At 60.0% G+C, this 20,068-nt stretch carries 20 protein-coding genes and 1 tRNA gene; 10 read left to right on the plus strand and 11 right to left on the minus strand.

Annotated elements, in window-relative coordinates:
- Positions 1 to 42: 42 nt before the first annotated feature.
- A complete protein-coding gene (locus AB5Y73_RS12840; RefSeq protein WP_107683308.1) occupies positions 43 to 576 on the plus strand; it encodes an ATP--cob(I)alamin adenosyltransferase in 534 nt (177 codons plus the stop codon).
- A 99-nt stretch (positions 577 to 675) separates the two neighbouring features.
- Here the strand turns inward: AB5Y73_RS12840 and malZ are convergent, their stop codons facing one another.
- From malZ to AB5Y73_RS12885, 9 genes are all read right to left on the minus strand, one after another.
- Positions 676 to 2,505: a maltodextrin glucosidase gene (gene malZ, locus AB5Y73_RS12845; protein ID WP_118854445.1), complete on the minus strand. Its 1,830-nt coding sequence runs from the start codon at positions 2,503 to 2,505 to the stop codon at positions 676 to 678.
- 5 nt (positions 2,506 to 2,510) lie between these two features.
- A complete protein-coding gene (locus AB5Y73_RS12850) occupies positions 2,511 to 3,359 on the minus strand; it encodes an HDOD domain-containing protein (protein WP_064341032.1) in 849 nt (282 codons plus the stop codon).
- Positions 3,360 to 3,429: 70 nt separating this feature from the next.
- On the minus strand, positions 3,430 to 3,846 hold the full coding sequence (locus AB5Y73_RS12855) for an META domain-containing protein (RefSeq protein ID WP_107683310.1): 417 nt from the start codon (positions 3,844 to 3,846) through the stop codon (positions 3,430 to 3,432).
- Positions 3,847 to 4,011: 165 nt separating this feature from the next.
- A complete protein-coding gene (gene yegD / locus AB5Y73_RS12860; RefSeq protein WP_279499376.1) occupies positions 4,012 to 5,373 on the minus strand; it encodes a molecular chaperone in 1,362 nt (453 codons plus the stop codon).
- Between the two features lie 104 nt (positions 5,374 to 5,477).
- Positions 5,478 to 6,467: a 2-hydroxyacid dehydrogenase gene (locus AB5Y73_RS12865; RefSeq protein ID WP_005340720.1), complete on the minus strand. Its 990-nt coding sequence runs from the start codon at positions 6,465 to 6,467 to the stop codon at positions 5,478 to 5,480.
- Between the two features lie 74 nt (positions 6,468 to 6,541).
- Positions 6,542 to 7,036, minus strand: a complete 495-nt coding sequence (locus tag AB5Y73_RS12870) for a CreA family protein (protein ID WP_005355485.1) — start codon at positions 7,034 to 7,036, stop codon at positions 6,542 to 6,544.
- Between the two features lie 27 nt (positions 7,037 to 7,063).
- The gene (locus AB5Y73_RS12875) at positions 7,064 to 7,510 is read right to left on the minus strand and encodes a DUF962 domain-containing protein (protein ID WP_107683311.1); all 447 of its coding nucleotides are present in this window, start codon (positions 7,508 to 7,510) and stop codon (positions 7,064 to 7,066) included.
- 62 nt (positions 7,511 to 7,572) lie between these two features.
- Positions 7,573 to 8,430, minus strand: a complete 858-nt coding sequence (locus tag AB5Y73_RS12880; RefSeq protein WP_042081792.1) for a hypothetical protein — start codon at positions 8,428 to 8,430, stop codon at positions 7,573 to 7,575.
- Positions 8,431 to 8,577: 147 nt separating this feature from the next.
- On the minus strand, positions 8,578 to 8,964 hold the full coding sequence (locus tag AB5Y73_RS12885) for a TraR/DksA C4-type zinc finger protein (RefSeq protein ID WP_005356952.1): 387 nt from the start codon (positions 8,962 to 8,964) through the stop codon (positions 8,578 to 8,580).
- Positions 8,965 to 9,445: 481 nt separating this feature from the next.
- Here AB5Y73_RS12885 and AB5Y73_RS12890 point away from each other — a divergent pair, with 481 nt between their 5' ends.
- The 9 genes from AB5Y73_RS12890 to AB5Y73_RS12930 all read left to right on the plus strand — a co-directional run bounded on the left by AB5Y73_RS12890 (position 9,446) and on the right by AB5Y73_RS12930 (position 18,639).
- Positions 9,446 to 10,777, plus strand: coding sequence for a glutamine synthetase family protein (locus tag AB5Y73_RS12890; protein ID WP_021230755.1), 1,332 nt, complete (start codon positions 9,446 to 9,448; stop codon positions 10,775 to 10,777).
- A gap of 186 nt (positions 10,778 to 10,963) precedes the next feature.
- Entirely contained in the window at positions 10,964 to 12,325 is a 1,362-nt protein-coding gene (locus AB5Y73_RS12895) for an aspartate aminotransferase family protein (RefSeq protein WP_058056392.1), read from the plus strand.
- A gap of 53 nt (positions 12,326 to 12,378) precedes the next feature.
- A complete protein-coding gene (locus AB5Y73_RS12900; RefSeq protein WP_005340709.1) occupies positions 12,379 to 13,476 on the plus strand; it encodes an extracellular solute-binding protein in 1,098 nt (365 codons plus the stop codon).
- 118 nt (positions 13,477 to 13,594) lie between these two features.
- Complete coding sequence (locus AB5Y73_RS12905; RefSeq protein WP_279499377.1) at positions 13,595 to 14,680, plus strand: polyamine ABC transporter substrate-binding protein; 1,086 nt, start codon at positions 13,595 to 13,597, stop codon at positions 14,678 to 14,680.
- A gap of 78 nt (positions 14,681 to 14,758) precedes the next feature.
- On the plus strand, positions 14,759 to 15,913 hold the full coding sequence (gene potA, locus AB5Y73_RS12910; protein ID WP_005340704.1) for a polyamine ABC transporter ATP-binding protein: 1,155 nt from the start codon (positions 14,759 to 14,761) through the stop codon (positions 15,911 to 15,913).
- The gene (locus tag AB5Y73_RS12915; RefSeq protein WP_181496993.1) at positions 15,910 to 16,815 is read left to right on the plus strand and encodes an ABC transporter permease subunit; all 906 of its coding nucleotides are present in this window, start codon (positions 15,910 to 15,912) and stop codon (positions 16,813 to 16,815) included. The genes potA and AB5Y73_RS12915 overlap by 4 nt, the downstream gene beginning before the upstream one ends.
- Positions 16,815 to 17,657, plus strand: a complete 843-nt coding sequence (locus tag AB5Y73_RS12920; RefSeq protein WP_031227712.1) for an ABC transporter permease subunit — start codon at positions 16,815 to 16,817, stop codon at positions 17,655 to 17,657. Before AB5Y73_RS12915 ends, AB5Y73_RS12920 begins: the two co-directional genes overlap by 1 nt.
- A gap of 45 nt (positions 17,658 to 17,702) precedes the next feature.
- Entirely contained in the window at positions 17,703 to 18,407 is a 705-nt protein-coding gene (locus AB5Y73_RS12925) for an MOSC domain-containing protein (protein ID WP_181496994.1), read from the plus strand.
- 155 nt (positions 18,408 to 18,562) lie between these two features.
- Positions 18,563 to 18,639 (plus strand) — tRNA-Pro (locus AB5Y73_RS12930).
- 292 nt (positions 18,640 to 18,931) lie between these two features.
- On the opposite strand, the gene AB5Y73_RS12935 is transcribed toward AB5Y73_RS12930, so the two are convergent.
- Positions 18,932 to 19,459, minus strand: coding sequence for a hypothetical protein (locus tag AB5Y73_RS12935; RefSeq protein WP_005356927.1), 528 nt, complete (start codon positions 19,457 to 19,459; stop codon positions 18,932 to 18,934).
- 124 nt (positions 19,460 to 19,583) lie between these two features.
- Complete coding sequence (locus AB5Y73_RS12940; RefSeq protein WP_005355465.1) at positions 19,584 to 20,048, minus strand: thioesterase family protein; 465 nt, start codon at positions 20,046 to 20,048, stop codon at positions 19,584 to 19,586.
- Positions 20,049 to 20,068 lie beyond the last annotated feature (20 nt).

Below are 20,068 nucleotides of genomic sequence, written 5' to 3' on the forward strand. Positions count from 1 at the left end.
CCGGGGCTGGCAAACTGGCCTTTTCTCCAATCCGGTTGCCCCATGAACCCCAAGAAGCCAAGAGACAAGCGCGAGCTCTGCTACCCCTTTATCTTCGAAACCTCGCTCAAATGTGATTTTGAAATCGCCACCGACGAGCTCTGTTGTCAGGTCGGGGCCGTGCTGTCACACCTTGCGCCGGATGCCGATACCGAGCCCATGCTGGCGGATCTCGCGGCGTTGCAGCGCCTTATCTATAACCTCAACGGCTCGGTGCGCGGCAAGCTGGGGATCTTCGACGCAGATCTTGAGTGGCTCAAGGCCCGTTACGACCACTACAACGAGGCGAGTCGCGGCAGCGTCACCGGTTTTGTGCTGCCACAGGGGCCACAGCCCATTCCCACCCTCCATCTGTGCCGCTGCGGCAGCAAGAAGGTGGTGCGGCTGTTGGTCCGGTTGGAAGAGAGCGGGGTGGCCTTCGATCCCATTCTCTATCGCTTCGCTAACCTGCTGGCCAACTTCTTCTTCGTGCTCACCGTATACCTCAAGCAGCACTGGCAGGTGCCGGAAGTGCCCTACGTCAGCATCAACTACTGATGGCGGCTGGTTAGAGGCCAGACGTCATGGTGGATTGAGCGGAATCAAAAACCGGAGCCTTGGGCTCCGGTTTTGTTTTTCAGCATGTCAGTTGCCCACTCAGCTGGAGATCAGCACTCTCGCCGAGTTGGCCAGGATGGTGAGCTGTACCTCGCCCTGCACCACTTCAAATTTCTCGCCGTTGAAGGCGTCGGTGAAACGGCTGGCAGGGCTGGCGGTCTGCCACAGGGGCAGGCTGATGGTGCGCGGCTCGCTCGGGTGGCGGTTGCAGGCCACCACCACTTGATCGCTCTGCAGGGTGCGGGCAAACACATAGCTGTGCGGGCCGGCATAGAGGGTCTGGATATCGCCACGGCGCAGCGAGGGGCGCTGGCGGCGGATCTGGATCAGCCGGCGATAGTGGTCGTGCAGCACGTGATCCCAGTCTGTGGTATCCCACGGGAAGCAGCGGCGGCAGTCCGGGTCGTTGCCGCCGGAGAGTCCCACTTCATCGCCGTAGTAGATGGAGGGCACACCGATATAGGTGAGCAGCAGGGTGGCGGCCAGCTGCATCCGCTGCTTGTCTTCACCCAGCAGGTGGAGGAAGCGGGCGGTATCGTGGCTGTCCAGCAGGTTGAACTGGGCCAGCTGGTTCTTGAACGGGATGTGGGCCCGCGCCAGCTTGAGCCAGCGATCCAGCTCTTCGGCGCTGATCTTGATGGGGTGGTAGGCGATGTCCTTGCCAGCCAGGAAGGCGCGGATCGGATGGGCGAAGCCGTAGTAGTTCATGGCACCGTCCTCCTGATCTCCTTGCAGCCACTGGCTCGCCTCGAAGAAGTGTTCGCCGAGCACATAGGCGTCCGGGTTCTCCTGCTTCACTGCCCCGCGAATGGCGCGTACATGGCTGCGATTGCCCTCGGCGGTGCCGCGCTCGCCCAGCATGTGGATGACGTCAAAGCGCCAGCCATCGATCTGGTAGGGGGCGCGCATCCAGTAACGGAGGATGGCGTCGTCGGCCCGATAGACGGCGTCTTGTACCTTCTCGCAGGAGAAGTCGAGCTTGGGCAGGCTGCGAATGCCCTTCCAGCTGACGTAATCCCCTTCTTTGTCAAAGGTGTAGAAGCTGCGCCACGGCGAATCCGGGTTGCTCTGGGCGCCCAGTGGTGGGCAGAACCAGGGGTGTTCGGTAGAGGTGTGGTTGACCACCGCATCGAGGATGATCTTCATGCCACGCTGGTGCAGGTTGCGGGTCAGCTCGGCGAACTGCTCGTTGCTGCCGAGGTGGGCATCCACCTTGAAGTAGTCCTGAGTGTCGTACTTGTGGTTGCTCGGCGAATCGAAGATGGGGTTGAGGTAGAGCGCCGTCACCCCGAGGGATTGCAGGTAGTGCAGCTTGGCATCGATGCCCGCCAGATCGCCGCCGTAAAATTCGCAGGCGCCGTGGCCCTCTTCATGACGACTGACCGGCTCGCCCCAGGCCTTGCTGATCACCGCTTTGCCACGGTACTCGTACTCGTGATGCTTGACGCTCAGCGACGGATCGCCGTTGCAGAAACGGTCGGGGAAGATCTGATAGAACACCTGATCCTGCACCCAGGCCGGTGGCTGGTGCAGGCTGTTGAAGCGAAAATGCTGCTCCCGTGGCGGCATGGACGCGCTGACGCCCGCCCCGTGCAGCCACCACTGCTCCTCGTCGGTGAGGCACTTGAAGCTGTAGAGGTGGATATCCTGTCCCTTGATGAGCGGCAGGGTCGCCTGCCACACCTGTAGCCGATCGCGGGTGGAGACCGCTGTCATCGGGATCAGGAACTCCTCGTTATCCGGCTCGTGGCGCAGCCACACCTCGCGGATCGGCGCATCCAGCTCGCTAAAAAGGGTCAATTGCAGTGCGTCGGCGCTTTCTTTGAACCAGGGCGCCACCTGGGGATGAAACAGAAACGGATGGGTCATGATGCTTATTGAGTCAGAAGATCGGCGAGGGCATTACCCTGTTCATGCAATGTTTCGAGCTGGCCTGCCAGCGACTTGGGATCCAGTCCCAACTGGTCGGCGAGCGGTTTGGGGAAGCGGGCGATGATGGCCTGGGCAGGCACGCCCGCGTTCCAGGCGAAGGAGATAAACACGGCGAGGCGGATCAGCACCGCCTCCTTGCTGACCGGATCGTGGGAGAGCGGGTCAAGCTGCTGGGAGATGGCATCGACGAAGGCCTCGGAGAGGTTCCAGCGCCGCGCCAGCTCGGCACCGAGCTGGGCATAGTCGTAGCCCAGCATCTCCCGCTGGGCCTCGACCCGGCTGCTGCCGTTCTGGATCGCCATGTTGATGAGCTCGGCCTCTTCCGGCAAGGTGCTCTGGATAAGCAGTTCGCCGATGTTGTGGATCAGAGCGCAGGTGAAGGCGGTCTCGGGATCCATCACCTTGGCCTCCTGCGCCAGGGTCTTGGCGATGGTGGCGACCTGGAAGGTCTCGGTCCAGAACTTGTTCTTGTCGAAGCTGGGCGGGGCCTTGAAGGTGCCGATGATGCCGGAGGCGACCACCACGGAGCGCAGCCGGTTGAAGCCGAGCCGGATCACCGCCTGTTCGATGGAGGTCACTTCGTTGCCCCGGCGCAGGGCGGCCGAGTTGGCCATCCGCAGCACTTTGACGCTGATCACCTGATCCATGGCGATCTTGGCCGCAATCTCGTCGATGCGGGCATTCTCGTCGTTGAAGCTCTGCATCAACTCGTGCAGCAGCTTGGGAATAGTGGGGAGTTGTTTGATCTTGTCAAACAGGCGATCCATCGACATGGCTGAGGCAGCCTCCATTGCGAACTCTGCCTCATATTGTGCCACAGCCGGACAACATGTTCCTGTTTGTGATGCGGCTTTGTGAGCGCTAGAACACCCAGTCGCGCAAGGTGTATTCCAAACGGTGCTGTTTGCCCTGCAGGATCAGGTTCTGACTGGTACCGCTCAAGGTCGCCCCCTCGGTAAGGGTGGTCAGTACAGCCTGTTCGATAGTGTCGAGCGGCGGCATGCAGGCCATTTCGGTGCTGCCCAGACTGGTGACCCACAGCTTGTCATCTTCCAGATGGCCCTGACCGAAGTAGCGGTTGCAACCGGCGATGCCGTTGACGGTGAAGTGCTCGCCGATCTCGAAATCGGGGGGATTGTCGCGGGGGGCCTCGATCGGTTCGCCATCCAGTTTGCTCAGTACCCAGTGGTGGTGTTGCAGATCTTGCTGAACAAAGGCGGTCGAGCTGCAGCCAGCGAGCAGTAACAGGGGGATCAGCAAAAAGGGCAATCTGGGCATGAGGGGGCTCCGGTTGGGGGAGCGTCAAGAATACCCTTTTTGGGCAGTCGGGAGCAGGGCGGGAGAGGGGACGACCGACCGCTTCTGTCGCCCCTTGTCCCGCATGACTGTCGCTTAATGGCAACACACGGGTGATGTTGCCATCGATTTACGCTATCTCACGGCTCAGTTGGCGAACAGCCGCTCGGCATAACGGGCGAGACCCGCGGCCACCGAGCCGAAGTCATCCCCCCCCTCAAGCGGGATGGACGGGAGCTTCTGGCGGATAAAGCTGGCGATCAGCGGCGAGCGGGCGCTACCGCCGGTGACGAAGATGCGATCCGGCTGCACACCGGCGGCGGCAATCGCTTCGTCCATCAGCTCGCCAATCTTCTCCAGCAGCAGGGCCGAGGCGTTGGCCAGCTGTTCGCGGGTCAGCTCCGCTTCCAGCCCTTTTTCCAGCTCGGCCAGCGACTGGCGATTGAGTTCCTGCTCCGAGAGGGCGATCTTGCCCTGCTCGGCACGCCACACCAGCTGGTGGCTCAGCTTGTGGGCCCGCAGGCTGGCCAGACGCCCCAGCTTGCTGCCGGGCTGGCTGTCGAGCTGCAGATCCTGCAGCTGGCGGGCGGTGTCGAGGCTGTAGAAGCGGCTCTGGGCGCTGACGTCGTTGATGGCGGCCGCATCCCAGAACAGCGGGTGGGGCAGCGGCTTGCCGGTCTTGAGGGTCTCGTGCATGCCGAGCAGCGGCATCATCCCCTCCACCGTCAGGCGGATATCGAAGTCGTTGCCGCCGATCCGCTGGCCGCTGTGGCCGAGCAGATCGCCGCTGCGATCCAGCTGATCGCGGTAGCTGGGGCCCATCCGCAGCATGGAGCAGTCGGTGGTACCGCCGCCGATATCCACCACCAGTACCACGGCGTCTTCGGTGAGGCGCGCCTCGAATTCAAACCCGGCCGCCACCGGCTCGTAGAGGAACTCCACCTGCTCGAAACCGGCCAGACGGGCCGCCTCGGTCAGGATGGCGATAGCTTGCTGGTTGCTCTCTTCCCCCGCCAGACCCTGGAAGTTGACCGGACGGCCGATCACCGCCTGGCGGATCGGGGCGCCGAGCTGCTGCTCCGCCTCCTGGCGGACGTGGAGCATCATGGCGCAGACGATGTCTTCAAACAGGGCGATCTGGGGGGCCTTGAGGCCATAGGCGCCGAGAAAGGATTTCGGCGATTTGATGTAGTAGCCATCGTCCGGCTCTTCCAGATAGCGCTCCAGTGCAGCGCCGCCAAAGCTCAGCTCGTCGATCAGTCCCTCTTCGCGCATCTGGCGGCGAACCATCTGGGCGCGGGTGACCACGGGGCCACGCAGCTTGAGGTACTCCGCCTGCTGGGCGGGGGCCAGCCCTTCGGCCAACAGACCGGCGATGGCATCCCGGTGGGGCGCATGCAGGGTGGAGGGGAGATAGCGGGATGCGCCAAGATTCAGCAGCCTGGGGCTACCTTGTTCCATCACGGCCACGGCACAGTTGGAGGTGCCGTAATCAAATCCGATAAACATGGGCGCCAGACTCCTGAATAAAAAAGGGGGGCTAGCCTACCCGAAGGCGCCGGGTCTCACAACCCGGCGCACCGCAATGAAGAACAGGATGAAGGGATTAGCCCTTATTCCACTTCGTTGTCGCAGCGGCCCTGGCTCTCGATGGCGCGGATATTACCGAGGGTGGTATCGGCGATGGCGTGCAGCGCCTCGCGGGTCAGGAACGCCTGATGGCCGGTGAACAGCACGTTGTGGCAGGCGGACAGACGGCGGAACACGTCATCGGTGATCACTTCGTTGGACTTGTCGGAGAAGAAGAGATCCTCTTCCTCTTCGTAGACGTCCAGCCCCAGCGCGCCAATGCGGGAGGTCTTGAGCGCCTCGATGGCGGCGTTGGAGTCGAGCAGGCCGCCACGGCTGGTGTTGATGATCATCACCCCGTCCTTCATCTTGGCGAATGCCTCCTTGTTCAACAGGTGGTAGTTCTCTTTGAACAGCGGGCAGTGCAGGCTGATGATGTCGGATTGGCGGAACAGGGTATCGAGATCCACGTACTCGGCTCCCAGCTCGATGGCTGCCGGATTCTGGTAAGGGTCGTTCACCAGCAGGCGAACCCCGAAGCCCTTGAGGATACGCAGGGCGGCCAGACCGATCTTGCCGGTACCGATGACGCCAACGGTCTTGCCATGCATGTTGAAGCCGACCAGCCCTTCCAGCGAGAAGTTGGCGTCGCGGGTGCGCTGATAAGCCTTATGGATGCGGCGGTTGAGGCACATCATCATGCCGACAGCATGCTCGGCGGTCGCCTCGGGGGAGTAGGCGGGCACTCGTACCACTTTCAGCCCCAGCTCTTTGGCAGCGGCCAGATCCACGTTGTTGTAACCGGCGCAGCGCAGGGCGATCACCTGGGTGCCGTTGGCAGCCAGTTCGGTCAATACCTCGCGGTCGGCATCATCATTGACGAACAGACACACCACCGGGAAGCCGTGAGCCAGTCGGGCCGTTTTGGCCTCCAGCCGCACATCGAAAAACTCCAGGTCGAAGCCGTACTGGCTGTTGGCCTGGTTGAAATGCTCTTTGTCATAGCTCTTGGTACTGAATACGGCGACTTTCATGGTATGTGCTCCGCAGCGTGTGTGTCGTCAAATTACAACAAAATGGGTCAGCTATCACCGGACAAACCGGCTGGTTATTGTCCCCATGGCATAATAGGAACGGCGCTGACTGCACTCTTGTACGAACCATCCACCAGTTTGGTGCTGTAGGTCAGGTAAACCAGTGCATTGCGTTTCTTGTCGTAAAAACGCACCACTTTCTGCTCCTTGAACACCAGTGAAGTGCTGACATCGAACACCTCTTCTCCCGCCTTCAGTTTTTCGGGCAGGGTGATGGGGCCGATCTGGTGGCACGACAGGGAGGCGTGGGAGGGATCTTCCGCCAGTCCCAGCCCGCCTTTGACGCCACCAGTCTTTGGGCGCGCCAGATAGCAGGCGACGCCGTCGATGCGCGGGTCGTCGAACGCTTCCACCAGGATCTTGTGGTTGGGGCCAAACAGCTTGAAGGCTGTGCTCACTTCACCGACCGGGTCGGCCTTGTCGGCCAGTGCCGGGCCGGCAAACAGGGCCCCCAGCAGCAGGGGCAGGGCGCGGCGCAGGGCATTATGTCGCGTGTGGTTATGTGTCATGGTCTCTCCTGTTGGCCTGGCCCCCCTTCAATAGGGAATGCCCAGGCGACGATAGAGGCTGGCAAGCACCCAGGCGGGGCCTATCAGCAGAAATTGCAGGTCGGCGAGGAAGGAGGGGCGCTTGCCCTCGATCTTGTGGCCGACAAACTGGGCTATCCAGAGCAGCACGAACGCTGCCACGGCGGGCCACAACAGCGGCCCCTGCCATTGGTGGCAGAAGGCCAGCCCGAGCGCGGTCAGCCCGGCCATCCCCGCGAACAGCGAAAACGACAGCTGCAAATAGAACAGCAGCACCGGAATGGCTGCCACTGCCGCCCAGTTGAGGGGCTCTGGCAAGGGCCCGTGTGGCAGACACCAGAGCAGCGCCAGCGAGCAGAGATAGATGCCCGGCACCGCCAGTTTGTGGATGGCGACGTTGACCGGATGGCGATGACTCTGGCCGTACTGCGCAAACCACTCCTGGATTCCCTTCATGGCACCTCCCTGGCGCACTGTGTTCTCGCTGCCTGACCTTCGTGGTCAGGGGCTCGGGATACTTATCCCTGCGGTGGATACTCCCAATATTGGGCCGGAATGGATTTTAGCAACGGGGTCATATCCGGATTGGGCAGGGCGATGGTGACCCGCTGATCGAGGTTGGCGCTGGCGAGCGCTTCGCGGATCTTGGGGTTGTCATTGAAGAACTTCATAAAACTGCCATCGGCATAGGCCCGCTCCAGCCCGGTCTGAATCGCCTTGGCCAGCTTGGGGTATTCGGGGCTGACGAAGAAGAACTGGGCGAAGGGGTAGCGGATCAGCAGATGCTGCTCGATGGCGAGGTTGGGATACTGCGCCACCAGTTCGCTGCGCTCGGCGAAGATCTCCACCAGGGCGCGCGGGAAGAAGTCGATCTTGTCGCCGTCGTTGATAAGGCGAAACAGGCTGCTGTATCGGCCGGAGAAGGTCGGGATGCCCGCATTTTCCAGAATTTTGTTATCGGCCCAACCGACCCCTTGCGCCGCCTTCAGCTGTTTGAGGTCGGCCAGGGTATTGATCTGGTTGAACTTCTCTTGGGCATCCGCGTGGATGAATGACAGCCGCAATCCTTCCAGCCCGCGAAACAGCGGAATGGGGACGGCAATCAGGGAAGATTCGAGTGCGCTGGAGGTGCCCATCCAGAAGACGTTGATGGTCTTGCCCTTGCTCAGCTGCTGTTGGAGGGTGAACTGGTTGAGGTCGAGTTCGACAGGCTGGATGCGAAAGGGTTGCCCGGAGCGGGTCAGGGCCAGTTCCAGCAGCTTGTACTGGTACTCCTGGTCAAGATTGTTGACGGGACGGCTGGGGACCTTGACCGTCAGAACCTGTGCTTGTGCCAGCAGTGGCAGGCACAAACACAGCTTGATGAGCCATTTCACTCTCTGTTCTCCTGTAGATTCCGGAAGGTGTCCGGAGTCTAACAGAACTTGTCACCATCTTGCTGCGAGGCGTTGTGCAAGGTTTGAGCGCAGGGCCCTGCCTTGCTGGCGTCTGTTGCACCAGAATGGTGACGGTTCTTCGAAGAATCAGGCGACGCGACGGAACACGTGGGTATCGTTAAATTCCTTGGTGCTCTGGCATTCGACGCAGAAACGGGATTCCGGACGGGCATGCAGCCGCTTGAGGGAGATCTCGTCACCGCAAGATTCGCAGTAACCAAAATCCCCTTCGCTGATGCGCTTCAATGCGCCCCGCAGCTTGCGCAGGTGCAGCTTGTCGTGCTCGATGCGGTTCAGCTCCAGACGGCGGGCTTCCTCGATACTGGCACGGTCAATTTCATCAGCCATCTCGTTGGTGTCGGTGGCGATGGCCTGGCTGGCCTGGGAGTTCAGGCGCTCTTCGAGCTCGACGATCTGTCGCTCGATCTGCCCCTTGTAAAAGGCCAGTTGGTCTTCAGTCATGAAATCACACATACGATTAACTACCAGTCAGTTTACTAACCCAATTATCCCTGTTTATGGGGGCTGTCTGCCTACAGACCAAGCCCTTGTATCCCGATTTGCACCTGTTTCATGCAAGAGAGTGCAAATCAGGGCGGGCCTTGTACCAAAAAAATGCAGCCAAGCAAAGCAAATAGGATAAGGATTGTGCGCCCTTGCAAAAAAATGGTCCGTTCCTGTGGGGGATTGGTCGGGATCTGGCGTCCGCGTCACCCTCTGTTGGCATCGCCTTTGCAACGACGAGAGGGGGGGGGCTTCGTACGGATTTTAGTGTTTAGTATTTGGTGCCGCCTTGGTCATTATATGCGCCGTTATTTATAGTTTTTTAAACACGCCCGCTTGACATTGCCCTTGATGGCGGGCTTTTATGGTGATGTTGATTACAATTTTATAACAAGGGTGTTCCATATATTAGACACCCTTGCCAATGGCAACCGTAAAGTCGGGGTTTAACATGGACAGTATCAAAGGCTGGATGGAGAGCAATCGCATCACGGAAGTGGAGTGCCTGTTCCCGGATTTCACCGGCAACGCCCGGGGCAAGATCATCCCAGCCAACAAGTTTTTGCGTGAAGGGGGCATGCGTCTGCCCGAGGTGATTTTCACCCAGACGGTGACCGGCGAATATCCGGATGACGACAGCATGATCGACCCGCTGGAGCGGGACATGCAGCTCTATCCCGACCCCAACACCATCCGTTTTGTACCCTGGGCGCTGGAGCCCACTGCACAGGTGATCCACGACTGTTTCGACGTCAACGGCAAGCTGATCGACATCGCGCCGCGCTCCGTGCTGCGTCGGGTTCTGTCATTTTACGAGAAGCAGGGCTGGAAGCCGGTGGTGGCGCCCGAGCTGGAATTCTATCTGGTCACCCGCAACGAAGACCCCGACTATCCGCTGGTGCCGCCGGTGGGTCGCAACGGCCGCCCTGAGACCGCCCGCCAGTCGTTCAGTATCGATGCGGTCAACGAGTTCGATCCCATTTTTGAAGACATGTATGACTACTGCGAGGCGCAGGAGCTGGAGGTGGACACCCTGATCCACGAGTCGGGCGCCGCCCAGATGGAGATCAACTTCCTGCATGGTGATGCCATCGATCTGGCGGATCAGGTGTTCCTGTTCAAGCGCACCATGCGTGAAGCCGCTCACCGCCACGGCATCTATGCCACCTTCATGGCCAAGCCGATGAGCGACGAACCGGGGTCGGCCATGCACATCCACCAGAGTTTGGAAGATGTGAACGGCCACAACCTGTTCGGCACCTCGAGCGGCGGCAACAGCGAACAGTTCATGCACTTTATCGCCGGTCTGCAGAAATACACCCCGGCGGTGACCGCCCTGCTGGCCCCCAACGTCAACTCCTACCGCCGCCTCACTTTTGGCGAGAGCGCGCCGCGCAACGTCCAGTGGGGTGTGGAGAACCGCACCTGCGGCCTGCGGGTGCCCTTCTCCGACCCGAGCGCACGGCGGGTGGAGAACCGCTTCGCCGGTGCCGATGCCAACCCCTATCTGGCGCTGGCCGCCACTCTGGCCTGTGGCTATCTCGGCATGATGGAGAAGCTGGAGCCGCTGCCGGAGATGAAGTCGAGCGCCTATGACCTGCCCTACAGCCTGCCCCGCTCGCTGGAGGAGGCACTCAGCCATCTCGAACAGTGCGAGCCCATCAAGGAGATGCTGGGGGAGCGCTTCACCCGCGCCTTCGTCGCGGTTAAACGCAAAGAGTACGAAACCTACTTCGGGGTGATCAGTCGCTGGGAGCGGGAGTTCCTGCTGCTGAACGTCTGATCCCCCTGTAACGGGGAGGCCGGAGTCGGCCTCCCCGATCCCTGTATCGAAGAGACCGGAACGTGAGTCAGGTGGCGGCAGCCACCTGTGAGTGGTTGTGGCTGCGAGCATGCAAGCCCGCCTGACTACCCACCTGACTGTTTGACGACAGAATATTGCCAAATCGAAGGAACCGAGGAGCAACAAATGCAGCAGACAACCCGTGAGTGGCAACAACTGGATGCCAGCCACCACCTGCACCCCTTTACCGACTTTCAGGCCCTGAACAAGAAGGGCTCGCGCATCATTACCAAAGCCAGCGGCGTCTATCTGGAAGACTCCGAGGGCAAACGCATCCTCGACGGTATGGCGGGCCTGTGGTGCGTCAATATGGGCTATGGCCGCCAGGAGCTGGTGGATGCCGCTACCCGCCAGATGCAGCAGTTGCCCTACTACAACCTCTTCTTCCAGACCGCTCACCCGCCGGTGATCGAGCTGGCGACCCTGCTGGCCGAGGTGACACCCGCCCATCTCAACCACGTCTTCTTTACTGGCTCCGGCTCCGAGTGCAACGACACCGTGCTGCGGATGGTGCGCCACTACTGGGCCAGCAAGGGTCAGCCTGACAAACAGGTGATCATCAGCCGCCACAACGCCTATCACGGCTCCACCGTGGCGGGGGCGAGTCTGGGTGGCATGAAGGGGATGCATGCCCAGGGCGGCTTGCCCATTCCCGGCATAGTGCACATCGATCAGCCCTACCACTTCGGTGAGGGGCAGGGGATGAGTGCCCACGAGTTCGGGCTGGAGCGGGCCCGTCAGCTGGAGCAGAAGATTCTGGAGCTGGGGGTGGACAAGGTGGCTGCCTTTATCGGCGAGCCGATCCAGGGGGCGGGCGGCGTCATCATTCCGCCTGACAGCTACTGGCCGGAGATCCAGCGCATCTGCGATCACTACGGCATCCTGCTGATCGCCGACGAGGTGATCTGCGGCTTTGGCCGTACCGGCCACTGGTTTGCCAGCGAAGGGTTTGGCATCAAGCCGGACCTGATGTGTCTGGCCAAGGGGATCACCTCCGGTTATCTGCCGCTCGGCGCAGTGATGGTGAGTGACCGGGTTGCCAAGGGGCTGGTGGAGGAGGGGGGCGAGTTCAACCACGGCTTCACCTACTCGGGTCATCCGGTCTCTTGCGCCGTGGCGGTGGCCAATATCCAGCTTATGCAGAAAGAGAGCATAGTTAAGCGAGTGCATGATACTATCGGCCCCTATTTGCAGCGCCGCTGGGCGGAGCTGGCCGATCATCCGCTGGTGGGAGAAACCCGTGGCAAAGGATTGGTCGCCGCGCTGGAAATCGTTGAGGACAAGCAGACCAACCGGCGTTTCCCGGCTCAGGCAAATGCGGGGATGACTTGCCGGGAGTTCTGCTTTAACAATGGCTTGGTGATGAGGGCGGTAGGCGATACCATGATCATATCGCCCCCCTTGGTCATCACCGAGGAACAGGTTGATGAATTGGTCGATCTGGCCAGACGCAGTCTGGATCTGACAGCCGCAAAGCTGAAGGGTTGAGGTGGGTCGGGCAGGTTGGCATGCGCATACAATTTGCTTAGGAGACAAGGATGATGTCTTTCAAAACAGGAGTGATCGCTGCCTCTGTGGCTCTGGTCATGGCAAGTGCCGGAGCAATGGCTGAAGAGAAGGTGCTGCACGTCTACAACTGGAGCGACTACATAGCGCCGGATACCCTAGATAACTTCCAGAAGGAGACGGGGATCAAGGTGGTCTATGACGTGTTCGACAGTAACGAGGTACTGGAAGCCAAGTTGCTGGCGGGTAGTTCGGGCTACGACATCGTGGTGCCATCCAACCCCTTCCTAGCCAAGCAGATCAAGGCGGGCGTGTTCCAGAAACTGGACAAGTCCAAGCTCTCCAACTGGCAAAACATGGATGTCGACCTGCTCAAGGCGCTCGAGCCGAGCGATCCAGGCAACCAGTACTCCATCCCCTATCTGTGGGGCACCATCGGATATGCCTACAACGCCGAGAAGGTGAAAGCCGTGCTGGGGGCCGATGCCCCGGTCAACTCCTGGGATCTGGTGTTCAAGCCGGAGAACATGGCCAAGTTGAAAGAGTGTGGCGTCTCCTTCCTCGATTCACCGACCGAAATGCTGCCGGCCGCCCTGCAATATCTGGGCTTCAAACCGGATAGCCAGAAACCGGCCGAGCTGAAGAAGGCTGAGGAGCTGTTCCTCTCCATCCGTCCCTATACCGCCTATTTCCACTCCTCCAAGTACATCTCGGATCTGGCCAACGGCAACCTCTGCGTCGCGGTCGGTTACTCCGGTGACTTGCAGCAGTCCAAGGCGCGGGCAGCCGAGGCCAAGAATGGCGTCGCGCTCACCTACACCATTCCGAAAGAGGGGGCAGGCAGCTTCTTTGACATGATCGCCATTCCGGCGGATGCCAAGAACGTCGAGGCGGCCCACACCTTCATCAACTACCTGATGAAGCCCGAGGTGATCGCCAACATCACCAACGTGGTGCAGTTCCCGAACGGCAACAAGGCGGCGACCCCGCTGGTGGATGAGGCGATCCGCACCGATCCGGGTATCTACCCCGATGCGGCGACCCTGCAGAAGATCTACACCTTCCCGGATCTGCCGGCCAAGGTGCAGCGTCTGATGACCCGCAGCTGGACCAAGATCAAGTCCGGCAAGTAAGTAACGAATGCCCCTCCCGGTCCGCAGTTCGGCCGGGAGGGTAGTGATGCCATCCATCCGGATGGGCCGCGCGAATGGATGCGCAGGCGGTCAACCACTGAACAGGAGAACTGACACCGTGAATACAACCAGATTGCTAACCATAGCCCTGACCATGGGATTGACGAATGTGGCCCAGGCTGCCCCTGTGCTGCACTTCTACAACTGGTCTGACTATATCGGCGAGACTACCCTCAGCGATTTCCAGCAGGCGACCGGGATCAAGACCGTCTATGACGTGTTTGACTCCAACGAGACCCTGGAAGGCAAGTTGCTGACGGGGCGGACCGGTTACGATTTGGTGGTGCCCTCCAATAATTTCCTGGCCAAGCAGATCAAGGCGGGAGCCTTCCAGAAACTGGATAAATCCCTGCTGCCCAATCTGGCCAACCTAGATCCAGTGTTGCTCAAGCAGCTCGACAAGGTGGATCCGGGTCATCAGTACGCGGTGCCCTATCTGTGGGGGACCAACGGCATCGGCTACAACGTCGACAAAATCAAGGCGGTGCTGGGGGTCGACAAGATTGACTCCTGGGCCACCATCTTCGAACCGGAAAACATGGCGAAACTCTCTCGCTGCGGCGTCGCCTTTCTCGACTCTGCCGACGAGATGATCCCTGCTGCCCTCAACTACCTCGGACTCGATCCCAACAGTCATGCGACGGGGGATATCAAGCAGGCCGAGGCGCTGCTGCTCAAGGTGCGGCCCTATGTGGCCTACTTCCACTCCTCCAAATACATCGGCGATCTCGCCAATGGCGACATCTGTGTAGCGGCCGGTTTTTCCGGAGACATCCTGCAAGCCGCTGCCCGCGCCGATGAAGCTGGCAAGGGGGTGAAAATTGCCTACAGCATTCCGAAAGAGGGGGGCAATCTCTGGTTCGACATGATGGCGATCCCGTCCGATGCCACCAATGTCAAAGAGGCGCACGCTCTCATCAACTACGTCCTGCAGCCCGAAGTGATCGCCAAGGTCAGCGACTATGTGGGCTACGCGAATCCCAACTCAAGGGCGGGCGAGTTTATGGATGAGGAGGTGCGCAACAATGAGGAGGTATATCCCCCTCAAGCCGTGCTGGAGCGACTCTATGTGCAGGAAGCACATCCCCGCTCGGTACAGCGTCTAATCACCCGGAGTTGGACCAAGATCAAGTCCGGTACCTAACCTTGGTGCCCGTTTGGGGGCGCCAAATCGCTTTTATGGATCGGCCGCAAGGCCTGTATCACGTTGGGGAGTTTGGTAATGGCGATAGCCTCCAGTGCCTACAAGAAAGCCCTCGAGGGCAGTCAGCAGCGCAAAGAAGTGCTGGTGAAAATTGATCGGGTAAGCAAGCAGTTCGACGAAACGCTGGCGGTCGATAACGTATCTCTCAATATTCACAAGGGGGAGATTTTCGCCCTGCTCGGCGGGTCCGGTTCCGGCAAATCGACCCTGCTGCGGATGCTGGCCGGTTTCGAGCGCCCGACCGAGGGGCGGCTGTTCCTCGACGGGGTCGACATCACCGACATGCCCCCCTATGAACGCCCCATCAACATGATGTTCCAGTCCTACGCCCTGTTCCCCCATATGACGGTGGCCCAGAACATCGCCTTTGGCCTCAAGCAGGATGGCCTGCCCAAGGCCGAGATCGATGCCCGGGTGGAGGAGATGCTCAAGCTGGTGCAGATGACCCAGTATGCCCGTCGCAAACCGCATCAGCTCTCCGGTGGCCAGCGCCAGCGGGTGGCCCTGGCTCGCTCGCTAGCCAAGCGTCCCAAACTGTTGCTGCTGGATGAACCCATGGGGGCGCTCGACAAGAAGCTGCGTTCCAAGATGCAGCTGGAGCTGGTTGAGATCATCGAGCGGGTCGGGGTTACCTGCGTCATGGTGACCCACGATCAGGAAGAGGCCATGACTATGGCGGAGCGGATCGCCATCATGCACCTCGGCTGCATCGAGCAGATCGGCAGCCCGATGGATATCTACGAGACTCCGGCCAGTCGGCTGGTGTGCGAGTTTATCGGCAACGTCAACCTGTTCGACGGCCTGCTGGTGGAGGATGAACAGGACCACGCCACCATCGCCTGCGCCGATCTGGAGCAGCCCATCTATGTGGGCCACGGCATCAGCTCCCGCGCCGAAAACAAGAAGGTGACCTACGCCCTGCGGCCGGAAAAACTGCTGATGAGTCTGCAAAAGCCGGAGGAGATCGAGCACCCGGACTTCAACTGGACCAAGGGTGAGGTCTATGACATCGCCTATCTGGGCGGTCACTCGGTTTATCACATCCAGCTGCCCTCGGGCAAAATCGTTCAGGCTTTCATCGCCAATGCCGAACGCCACGGCAAGCGGCCAACCTGGGATGACCAGGTGTTCCTCTACTGGGAAGATGACAGCGGCGTGGTGCTGCAATCATGAAGTTCTTGCAACGACTGAAGCGGGTCGGGGGGCGCCGACTGGTGATCGGCATCCCCTTCTTCTGGCTGTTCCTCTTCTTCCTGCTGCCCTTTGTCATCGTGGTGAAGATCAGTTTTGCGGAAGCGGATGTGGCGATCCCGCCCTACACCGACGTGGTGAGCTGGGCCGACAATCAGCTCACCATTCTGCTCAACATGGGCAACTACCTGCTGCTGCAGGAGGATGAGCTCTATATCGCGGCCTATCTGGGCTCCCTCAAGATGGCCTTCGTCAGCACTTTGCTCTGCCTGCTGATTGGTTATCCGATGGCCTACTCCATCGCCCGGGCCAACAAGGAGACCCAGACCGTTCTGCTGCTGCTGATCATGATGCCGACCTGGACCGCCATTCTGATCCGGGTCTATGCGTGGATGGGGATCCTCAGTAACAACGGCCTGCTCAACAGCGTCTTGCTGGGGATCGGGCTGATTGACGAACCGCTGCAGATCCTCAACACCAACCTGGCGGTCTATATCGGTATTGTTTACTCCTACCTGCCCTTCATGGTGCTGCCGCTCTACGCCAATCTGGTCAAACATGACCAGAGCCTGCTGGAGGCTGCTTCCGACCTGGGGGCCCGCAACCTGACCCGTTTCTGGCAGATCACGGTGCCGCTCTCCAAAAACGGCATTATCGCTGGCTGCATGCTGGTGTTCATTCCGGTGGTGGGGGAGTTCGTTATTCCGGAAATGCTGGGCGGCCCGGAGACCCTGATGATCGGCAAGGTGCTGTGGCAGGAGTTCTTCAACAACCGCGACTGGCCGGTTGCCTCTGCACTGGCGGTGGTGATGCTGGCGGTGCTGATCATTCCGATCATCCTCTTCAACCGTAACCAGGCCAAAGAGCTGGAGGGCAAGGCATGATGAGACGTTTCGGTTTTGCCAAACTGATGCTCTGGCTGGGGCTGCTGTTTATCTACCTGCCCATGATCATCATGGTGATCTACTCCTTCAACGCCTCCAAGCTGGTGACGGTGTGGGGTGGCTGGTCGCTGAAGTGGTACTTCGGCCTGCTCGACAACAAGCAGCTGATCGGGTCTGTGTTCCGCTCGCTGGAGATCGCCTTCTACACCGCGATCGCTGCTGTGGCGCTGGGGACGGTGGCAGCCTTCGTGCTGACCCGAATTCCCCACTTCCGTGGTCGCACCCTGTTCGGCGGCATGGTGACGGCGCCGCTGGTGATGCCCGAGGTGATCACCGGTCTCTCGCTGCTGCTGCTGTTCGTGGCGATGGCCCAGCTGGTGGGCTGGCCCGCCGAGCGGGGCATGTTGACCATCTGGATCGCCCACACCACCTTCTGTACCGCCTACGTGGCGATCGTGGTGTCGGCGCGGTTGCGGGAGCTGGATCTCTCCATCGAGGAGGCGGCAATGGATCTTGGCGCCAAGCCGTGGAAGGTGTTCTTCCTGATCACCATCCCGATGATTGCCCCCTCGCTGGCGGCAGGTGGCATGATGTCGTTCGCCCTGTCGCTGGATGATCTGGTGCTGGCTAGCTTCGTCTCCGGCCCGGGCTCCACCACCTTGCCGATGGAGGTCTTCTCGGCGGTGCGGCTAGGGGTGAAACCCGAGATCAACGCGGTAGCCAGCCTGATCCTGCTGTCGGTATCGCTCTTTACCTTCGGCAGCTGGTATCTGATGGCCAGGGCGGAGAAGCGCCGTCGTGCCGAGATCGCCATGACCACCCAGATGCAGGCCGTCGTCTGACGCCATGATAAGATCCGCCTACTCTCGTCAACCTGGAGGATGAGTATGCGGATCTCCCTTTTTAGCGGTCGTGGCACCGAGCTGGTGTCCGGCCTCACCAGCGCCATTCACAAGCAACCGATCTCTGCACCAGTTCGCTGTACCTTTGCCGGTCTGGAAGGGGATGAGCAGTGTGACATGCGCCACCACGGTGGCCCGGATCGGGCGCTCCACTACTATCCGGCCGATCACTATCTCTGGTGGCAGACCTGTCAAACCGCGCTGGGCTTGCCTGCGCCACGTACACCCTGGCAACCTGCCGCCTTTGGCGAGAACCTCTCCGGTCTCGGGCTGACCGAGGCGCAAGCCTGCATTGGCGATGTCTATCGACTCGGCGAGGCGCTGATCCAGATCAGCCAGCCGAGATCCCCCTGTTTCAAGCTCAACCAGCGCTTTGGCTATGGCCAGATGTCGCAGGTGATGCAACTGAATGGCCGTTGTGGCTGGCTGCTGCGGGTTCTGGAGGAGGGCATGATCGCGCCTGACACGGCCATGGATCTGGCAGACAGACCCTATCCCGAACTGACGGTGAAGCGCACGGCGGATATCCTGTTCAATCAGGTGCGCAATGAAGCGGATCTGCTGATGTTGCTGGAGAATCCGGCCCTTTCCCCCAACTGGCGCCAGCATGCAGCCGACTGGCTGGAGCATGGCACTGTGGCTGACTGGCAGCGCCGTCTGCTGGGACCGGCATCCCTGCGCCTGGCCTGACAGCCGGTTACCGGAATGTCACCAGCTGGCTGCAGCCCGGTAAACGGATGAAAAGAGTGCTGAATAGTTGAGCGAACAGCACTTTTTTTCCTGCAAAATGCAAAAAAGGCTTGTGTCAGGTCGGTGCTTTCGGTAAATTCCCGTCCCGCAGACATCGGTGTGTAGCGCAGCTTGGTAGCGCACTTCGTTCGGGACGAAGGGGTCGGAGGTTCGAATCCTCTCACACCGACCAAATTTGAAAAGGCCGCTCAATAGAGCGGCCTTTTTGCATTTCGCCTTTCTGCTTTCTCGCTTCACTTTACCTGCCGACCTGCCGACCTGCCGACCTGCCGACCTGCCGACCAGCCAATTGGCCGAGAGATTTCACTTGCAGTATGCAGGGTCGAAGCAAGACCACAGACATTAAAAGGGCCACCGCTCGGTGGCCCATCGGTGGAGTCTGATCCTGACTCCGGCACTCTAGATTGTGGCAATCTCGCTATGGGTCTTGTCTATGGTGCCCTCCTTGCGCGCCAGGCGCTTACTCAGATATGCCAGTGCTGATGCCGCAAAGCCTTGAAACTGTGTTGAGGCAGCAAGGCCGCGTGCTTGGGGTACTCACTAATGAAATGTTCTATTCCCTCCATCAGTTGTGCACGTAATGAAATCACGGGCTCATGCCAAGCTTGCAGGCATAGATGGCCGGGGATCAACTGCTCCTGATAATCTTCCAGCAGCTGCTCTGGCCAAGGTTCAATACCGGAATTGCGTTGCAGCAAATAGTGGGCGGCGGGTTCACGGGCATAAATGAACTGAATTTGGGCCAGATCGCGTTGGCATAGCGTTTGACTGTTGATATGACAGGTCAAATATTTTCCCGTTTTCAGATCCAGAAAGTGACCGCGTTGCCGACAGGGAACGATGCGATACCAAGGCAGGGGTGAGGAGAGAGAATACCCCTCAAGCTCCTGTTCCAACCAGTGGCGACACTCGGGTGTCTGCACCTCGTCGAGCATGGACTCGAGCTGTGTCAACAAGGCTCTGGATGGTTTGATGGCCAGTTTCGCACTCATCGCCTGCAATCCTCCCTCTGCACACAATCCCGACTATCAGTATGGACCTTGTTCGGCCAGAGGGGGTAAGGAATCTAATGATTAAAAGTGGATTAGCCGCGTGGTTTTTATGCACTAACTTGGTTCAACCCACCAGATAGGTACCAGTGCCGAAGGCGATGTGGGTGCCCTCTTCGTTGTGCAGCTCCATCCGGGCGACGGCCACCTTGCTGCCAGCCCGGATGATGTGGGCGGTGGCGATAAACTCGTTGCCGCGCCCCGGGCGCAGGTAATCCACCCGCAGATCTATGGTGCCGAGGCGGGCGAAGCGCTCCTTGAGATAGCTGGGGGAGAACTCCTCCAGCTCGTCGATGCAGGAAGCGGCGACGATCATGCCACCCGCCACATCCAGCAGCGTGGCGGTGACGCCGCCATGCAGGATGTTGTGGAAAGGGTTGCCGATCAGCTTCTCATCCATCTTGATGCGCAGCTCCACCTTGTCGAAGTCGTAGTGGGTCACCTGCATGCCGATCAGCTTGTTGAAGGGCATCTTCTCGGCAAACAGGTTGGCAATGCCACTGAGTGCCATCTTCTTGAGCATCTGTTTCATTCTCTGATCCCAATCCTTGT

The organism is Aeromonas sp. s7(2024), from assembly GCF_040907825.1.
GTDB lineage: Bacteria > Pseudomonadota > Gammaproteobacteria > Enterobacterales > Aeromonadaceae > Aeromonas > Aeromonas veronii.